This window comes from Pseudomonas sp. FW305-96, from assembly GCF_058783825.1.
The window spans coordinates 37,486-43,947 of the sequence record NZ_JBYSYW010000041.1 but is presented as its reverse complement, the minus strand read 5'-3'; the positions used below and the strand labels follow the sequence as shown (position 1 = coordinate 43,947).

At 67.7% G+C, this 6,462-nt stretch carries 7 protein-coding genes; all 7 read left to right on the top strand.

All coding sequences use genetic code 11. The annotated features are described in order from the left end of the window. On the top strand, window positions 1-353 hold a 353-nt coding region (locus AC3WL2_RS23425; protein ID WP_173877794.1), incomplete at its 5' end, for an SCO family protein. Further along, entirely contained in the window at window positions 350-1,006 is a 657-nt protein-coding gene (locus AC3WL2_RS23420; protein ID WP_102685103.1) for an SCO family protein, read from the top strand. The genes AC3WL2_RS23425 and AC3WL2_RS23420, both read left to right, overlap by 4 nt. A 4-nt stretch (window positions 1,007-1,010) precedes the next feature. Beyond that, the gene (locus AC3WL2_RS23415; protein ID WP_102685104.1) at window positions 1,011-2,522 is read left to right on the top strand and encodes a cytochrome c/ABC transporter substrate-binding protein; all 1,512 of its coding nucleotides are present in this window, start codon (window positions 1,011-1,013) and stop codon (window positions 2,520-2,522) included. A gap of 19 nt (window positions 2,523-2,541) precedes the next feature. After that, complete coding sequence (locus AC3WL2_RS23410; protein ID WP_102685105.1) at window positions 2,542-3,183, top strand: SurA N-terminal domain-containing protein; 642 nt, start codon at window positions 2,542-2,544, stop codon at window positions 3,181-3,183. 238 nt (window positions 3,184-3,421) lie between these two features. Beyond that, complete coding sequence (locus tag AC3WL2_RS23405) at window positions 3,422-3,955, top strand: response regulator (protein WP_173862474.1); 534 nt, start codon at window positions 3,422-3,424, stop codon at window positions 3,953-3,955. Window positions 3,956-4,009: 54 nt separating this feature from the next. Continuing rightward, a complete protein-coding gene (locus tag AC3WL2_RS23400) occupies window positions 4,010-5,698 on the top strand; it encodes a GspE/PulE family protein (protein ID WP_102685106.1) in 1,689 nt (562 codons plus the stop codon). Then, entirely contained in the window at window positions 5,679-6,461 is a 783-nt protein-coding gene (locus AC3WL2_RS23395) for a hypothetical protein (protein WP_102685107.1), read from the top strand. Before AC3WL2_RS23400 ends, AC3WL2_RS23395 begins: the two co-directional genes overlap by 20 nt. Window position 6,462 lies beyond the last annotated feature (1 nt).

The following is a 6,462-nucleotide window of genomic DNA, read 5'->3' as shown; positions in this document are numbered from 1 at the left end:
GTGGGCGGGTGGGTGAGGAGATCCGTCTGGTGTCGATCAGCGTCGATCCACAGCGTGACGATTCCAGGCGCCTGGCCGGTTACGCCCGGGCATTCCAGCACGGGCCGGGGTGGAGCTGGCTGACCGGTTCACCCTATGCCATCAGCGAAACGCTCAAGGGGCTGGGCAGCTTCAGCGCCAACCTCAGCGAGCACCCGCCGTTGATCCTGGTGGGTGATGGGCGCAGCGGGCACTGGACGCGCTACTACGGCTTCACCGACCCCAACGTGCTGATCGGCGAGGTCAACCGCCTGAGCGCGCGTCGCGTGCACGCCAAGAGCACCGCCATCGCCGGTCAGGAGGTACAGCCATGAGCGCCCACACCTCCCGCCATGCCAGTATGCGCAGCCTTGACTGGCTGGTGCTCGGCGCCTGCCTGTGGATCCTCGCCTCGGTGGCGTTCGCCCACGAGGGCCACGCGCCGACGCCACAACCGGCGCCGCAGACCATGACCAGCGGCGGTGGCACCCGCGATGCGCAGACCTGGTTCACCGACACCGTGCTCAAGGACCAGGACGGCCGAGAGCTGCGTTTCTACAGCGATGTGCTCAAGGACAAGGTGGTGATGCTCAACGTGATCTTCACCCACTGCAACGATGCCTGCCCACTGATCACCCGCAAATTGCGCGAGGTGCGCGAGGCCATGGGCCCGGCACTGGCGGCGCAGGTGACGTTCGTGTCGCTGAGCAGCGATCCTCTGAGCGACACGCCAGAGGTACTCAAGGCGTTTGCGCAGAAGCAGGGGGTGGATGGTCCGAACTGGCTGTTCCTGACCGGCGACAAGGCCAGCGTCGATCTGGTGCTGGGGCGGTTGGGCCAGTTCCTGCCCAGCCCCGAGCAGCACTCGACGCAGTTGATTGCCGGTGACGTGGCGGGCAAGCGCTGGAGCAAGATCCGCCCCGACGCGCCACCCGCGGCGATCGCCCAGCGCATGCAACTGCTGGCACAGCCGTTGGCGGGGCGCTGACATCATGGCCGCCGCTGCCAAGTGGGTCCTGCTCCTGTTGTGGTGGTGCCTGTGCGGGGCAGTGCAACTGAGCGAGCAGGAACTCGCCGGCAAGCGCCTCTACCGCGAAGGCGTCTCCAGCAGCGACGCCCAGTTGCTGGCCCGGGTCGGCCCCGGGGACATGCGCGTGCCGGCCAGCGTGCTGCCCTGTGCTGGTTGCCATGGCAACGACGGGCGCGGCCGCAGCGAAGGCGGAGTGCGCCCGCCGAGCCTGGACTGGCAACGCCTGGCCCTTGGCTCCGGCAATCGCGAGGCCAACAACCGGCGCTACCCGGCCTACACCGATGCCAGCCTGGCGCGGGTCATCCGCAGCGGCACCGACCCCGCCGGCAATCGCCTCGACCCGGCGATGCCACGCTTCGACCTGAGCCTGGCCGACCAACGCAATCTCACCGCCTACCTCAAGCGCCTGGGTGAAGACCGTGACCCCGGCGTGGAGGAGGGCACCTTGCGCCTGGGCACCTTGCTGCCCGAGCAGGGCCCGCTGTCCGAGGCCGGGCGGACAGTGCGGGCAGTGCTGGAGGATGGTGTCGCGCAGTTGAACCAACAGGGAGGCATCCATGGGCGACGCCTGCAACTGGTCGCGCTGGACCCCGGGCAGGACCCGGCCAGCACCGCACAGGCACTGGACACGCTGACGCAACGAGAACGGGTGTTCGCCCTGGTCGCGCCCCTCGCACCACTGCTCGACAGCCGCCAGCTGGAGCAGGCCGGCCTGCCCCTGATCGGTGCCACGCCGCGTAGCGGTGGCAGCGCGCAGGTGTTCGATCCCTTGCCGGGCGTGCCCGCGCAATTGCTCAGCGTGGCGCTGCATGCCCGTGATGCCCTTGGCCTGGCGCCCGCTGCCTTGCGGGTGGTGTATGCCGGCGCAGAGCAGGCCGATGCGGCGCAGGTGCTGCAGCAGCGTTTGCTTCAACTGGGGGGCGCTACCGCGCCGCCCCTGGCGTTCATGGGCCAGGCCCCGGACGGCGAGGGTATCCTCTTCCTCGGCCACGCCCAGGCGTTCACCGCGCTGGCGTCGAGCCTGCAAGCAAGCGGGCGCAATCCTTACCTGTTCGCCGCGTCGGGCCAGGTGGCTGGTGCCGTGCCGGGGTTGGCGCCGTCGTGGTCGCAGCGGGTGCTGCTGGGCTATCCCTTCGTACCCGGCGACTGGACCACGCAAGGCCGGGCGACCCTTGCCGGGGTGCAGTTGCGCCAGGGGCTGGAGCCGCGCCAGGCATCGTTGCAGGTCACTACCCTGTGCGCCTGGCAGTTGTTGGTCGAAGCCTTGAAGCAGATAGGGCGCGACGCCAGCCGTGAGCAGTTGCTGGTCGCCCTGGAGCAGTTGCATGACATCGATACCGGGCTCACGCCGTTGCTCGGTTTCGGCCCCGGACGCCGCCACGGCATGACAGGTGCGCATGTGGTGGAGGTAAGCCTGCCGGGGCCTGGTTTCATTGAAGTGGCGCCGTACCGAGCGGTGCCGGATAGCCCTTGAGATTCAGGAGAAGATCACCATGCGCACCCTGATTGCCTGCCTGTTGTCGCTGCTCGCCCTGGCCAGCCACGCCGACACCCCGGCGGCGCGGGTCAATGGCGTGGAGATCGGGGTGCTACGCCTCGAACGCTACTTCAGCGAATACCTCCAGGCCCAGGGGCGGGCGGTGGCGAGCATCCGCAACCCCAATCTTTACCAGCGCCTGCGCGCGCAGGCCCTGGATGAACTGATCGACAAGGAACTGCTTTGGCAGGAGGCCCAGCGCCAGGGCATCGACATCAATGATGCGCTGGTGACGGCGCGGGTCAGCGAGGTTGAGGCGGCCTTCGGCAGCCCCGCGGTGTTCGAGCAGCGCCTGGCGCAAGCCGGCTTCGATCGGGCAGGCTTCGCTGACTACACTCGACATGAGATGGCCGCCCAGCAGGTTTTTGCCCGGCTGAGTGCGATCGAAGAACCCAGCAGCGCCGAAGTTGCGGCCTTCCATCAGGCCAACTGGCAAAGACTGCAAGGAATGCAGAACCAAAGTGATAATACTTCTGTCCTACCAGAACACGGCCTGCGCCTGGCCAGGGACGCGCTCGTCGCGCAACTCCAGGCCCAGGCCCGGCAAGCCGTACGCCAACGTTTGCGTGATTCCGCTACAGTGGAGCGCGTCGACTGAGGGGCGTGCAGGGCTTTCCCCATAGTTGGGGAAACCCTTCAGGGCAATGTGCCATCATCTTCCCCGGTTATGGGGAACGGCCAGCCGCCAAGGTCTGGGGTGACCGACGAGCTTCAACGATATCAGCGACTTGAAAGCGGTAAGCAGTGAATTTTCATGCCTGGCACGAAGCATGCTCAAGCCTCTACAAGGCCGCACTTCGCAGACCGGGAGACCGGGCAGTTCATGGGAGTGGACCTTGGTGAACAGAGTATTGGTAGTCGATGACGAACAGACCCTTGCGCAGAACCTGCAAGCCTATCTGCAGGCGCAAGGCCTGGAGGTCCATCTCGCCCACGACGGTACCACGGGTATCGAAGAGGCCGAGAGACAGGTACCGGACGTGATCGTGCTGGATTACCGCTTGCCCGACATGGAGGGGTTTCAGGTCCTGGAGACCGTGCGCAGGAACAGGCAATGCCATTTCGTGCTGATCACCGCCCACCCGACCGCCGAGGTCCGTGAGCGGGCCGCCGAACTGGGCGTGACCCATGTCCTGTTCAAGCCGTTCCCGCTGATGGAACTGGCCCGCGCCGTCTTCGACCTGATGGGCATCGAGCGCCAGCGCAGGAGCACCGACCAGCCGGCCGAAGGGTACGTCGAACGACGCCAGAACAGGAACGAGTCGTTCCCCTTGCAGTTGTACGATGGCAGCTGGGTCCTGGCCGACCGCCGACGCAATGGCGACAAGCCTGCCAAACCTGACGACGAACAACTGCTCACCGGGGAATAGCGGCGCCCAAGGCCCCCAGGCCCGCGGCGCCGCCCCTGAGCGGAGTCGCAGGCCATGTCCCAGGCATTCGATAAAGACCCACTGGACCCATCGCGGGGCTACCCCCGCGAACTCCTGGCCCAGGCCCGCCAGCAAGCCGGCCAAGAGCGTCTTCTGGCCTGCCTGGAACACCTGTCCAGCGACACCCCGGCCACCTTCACCCAGCGCCTGGCCATCACCCTGCATTACCCGGTGCTCGCCACCCAGGCCCTGTTCGCCTGCGCTCCGGCCTTTGACCGGGTCAGCCTGGCGCAGTGCCTGAAACACGAATTTGCCCTGGTCGAACACGACGGCGAGCGGGTCGGTGTGTTCGCCGACCCCTTTGACAGCGCCCGCCTGGCCTGGATCGACGACCGCCTGCAGGGCGCGCCGCTGTACCTGGCCCACGCCGCCGACCTGGCCGCGTTCTTGGCCCGCCACGAGGAAAGCTTCCACGCCGTCGAGGCCCTCGGCCACGAGGCTGAATCCGGCAGCGAGGCCGACCCGCTGCAGCGCCTGTCGCTGACCAGCATCAGCGAAGACCAGAGCCGCGTGGTCAAGCTGGTCAACTCCACCCTGTACGACGCGCTCAAGCTGCACGCCAGCGACATCCACCTAGGCATGACCGGACAGGGCCTGACCATCAAGTACCGCATCGACGGCGTGCTCAACGGTGCCGGCAAGGCCAGCGGCAGCGCCTTCGCCGAACAGGTGATCTCGCGGATCAAGGTGATGGCCGAGCTGGACATTGGCGAGAAACGCGTGCCCCAGGACGGTCGCTTCAAGGTGGCCATCGGCGAGCGGCAGATCGATTTCCGCGTCTCGATCATGCCGAGCATCTTCGGCGAGGACGCGGTACTGCGGGTGCTGGACAAGCAGGACCTGTCCGACCAGGTCAGCGGCGTGCAGCTGCAGGCCCTGGGCTTCGAGGCGCATACCTTGCAGGCCCTGCGCCGGCTGGCCGCCGAGCCCTACGGCATGATCCTGGTCACCGGCCCCACCGGCAGCGGCAAGACCACCACCCTCTACGCCATGCTCAGCGAGATCAACCATGGCATGGACAAGATCATCACCATCGAAGACCCGGTCGAGTACCAACTGCCCGGCGTGCTGCAGATCCCGGTCAACGAGAAGAAGGGCCTGACCTTCGCCCGTGGCCTGCGCTCGATCCTGCGCCACGACCCGGACAAGATCCTCGTCGGCGAGATCCGCGACCCGGACACCGCGCAGATCGCCGTGCAGTCGGCGCTCACCGGGCACCTGGTGTTCACCACCATCCACGCCAACAACGTGTTCGACGTGATCGGCCGCTTCAGCCAGATGCAGGTCGACCCCTACAGCTTCGTCTCGGCGCTCAATGCCGTGCTGGCCCAGCGCCTGGTGCGCCTGGCCTGCCCACACTGCGCGCAGGCCTGCGAGCCGGACGACGACTTGCTGGCCGCCTCGGGCCTGGCCCGTGACGCAGTGGCCGGCTGGCGCTTCGTGCGTGCCCAGGGCTGCGGCCAGTGCCGTGGCAGCGGCTACCGCGGGCGCAGCGCGATTGCCGAACTGCTGCACCTGGACGACGACCTGCGGCAGATGATCGTCGAACGTCGCCCGCTTTCGCAGATCAAGCAGCTGGCCTGCCAACGCGGCCTGCGCCTGCTGCGCGCCTCGGCCGTGGACCTGGTCCGCGATGGCCGTACCACACTCGAGGAGATCAACCGTGTCACATTTATCGCCTGATCGGTATTGCGCGGTGCTCGGCCCCGAGGGTGTCGGCCTGGGCCATTGGCACGGCCGGCAGCATCAATGGCTGGGTAGCCGAGCGTTTGCCTGCGACGCCGCCCAGCCGGCCTGGGCCCCGGCACTGCAGGCCCTGGCCGGGCTGCTGGGTGAGCATCCGGCACGCGGCGCGCAGTTGCGCGTGCTGCTCTCGGCCCGCTACAGCCGCTTCTGCCTGGTGCCCTGGAGCGATGCCATCGGTACTCCGCGCGAGCTCGATGCCTACGCCCGGGCCTGCTTCGAGAACCTTTACGGGCAGCCTCTGGACGACTGGCGCATCGTTCTTTCGCCGGAGCCGGCCGGCGCCGCGCGCATCGCCACGGCGCTGCCCGAGGCACTGCTCCAGGGCCTGCAGGCCCTGGGGCGGGAAAGCCGTCTGAGCCTGCGCTCGGTGCAGCCGTACCTGATGGCCGCCTACAACCGCTGCTCGGCGCAACTGACCCAAGGCGACTTCCTGTTCGTGCTGGCCGAGCCGCGCCGCAGCGTGCTGCTGCTGGCTTCAGGCGGTGCCTGGCAGCAAGTGCTCGCCCAGGGCTGCGCCGACAACGACCAGGCGCTGCAGGCGCTGATCGAGCGTACCTGCGAACTGTATGGCGAGCAGCTGCCTCGGGTGTACCTGCACGCCCCGGGACGTACGGCAGCCTCGCAGCTGGCCGCGGTGCAACTGTGCGCCGCCAGCGCCGAATCCGATCCGTTGTGCGCCATGTGGCGAGCGGTGGCCTGAC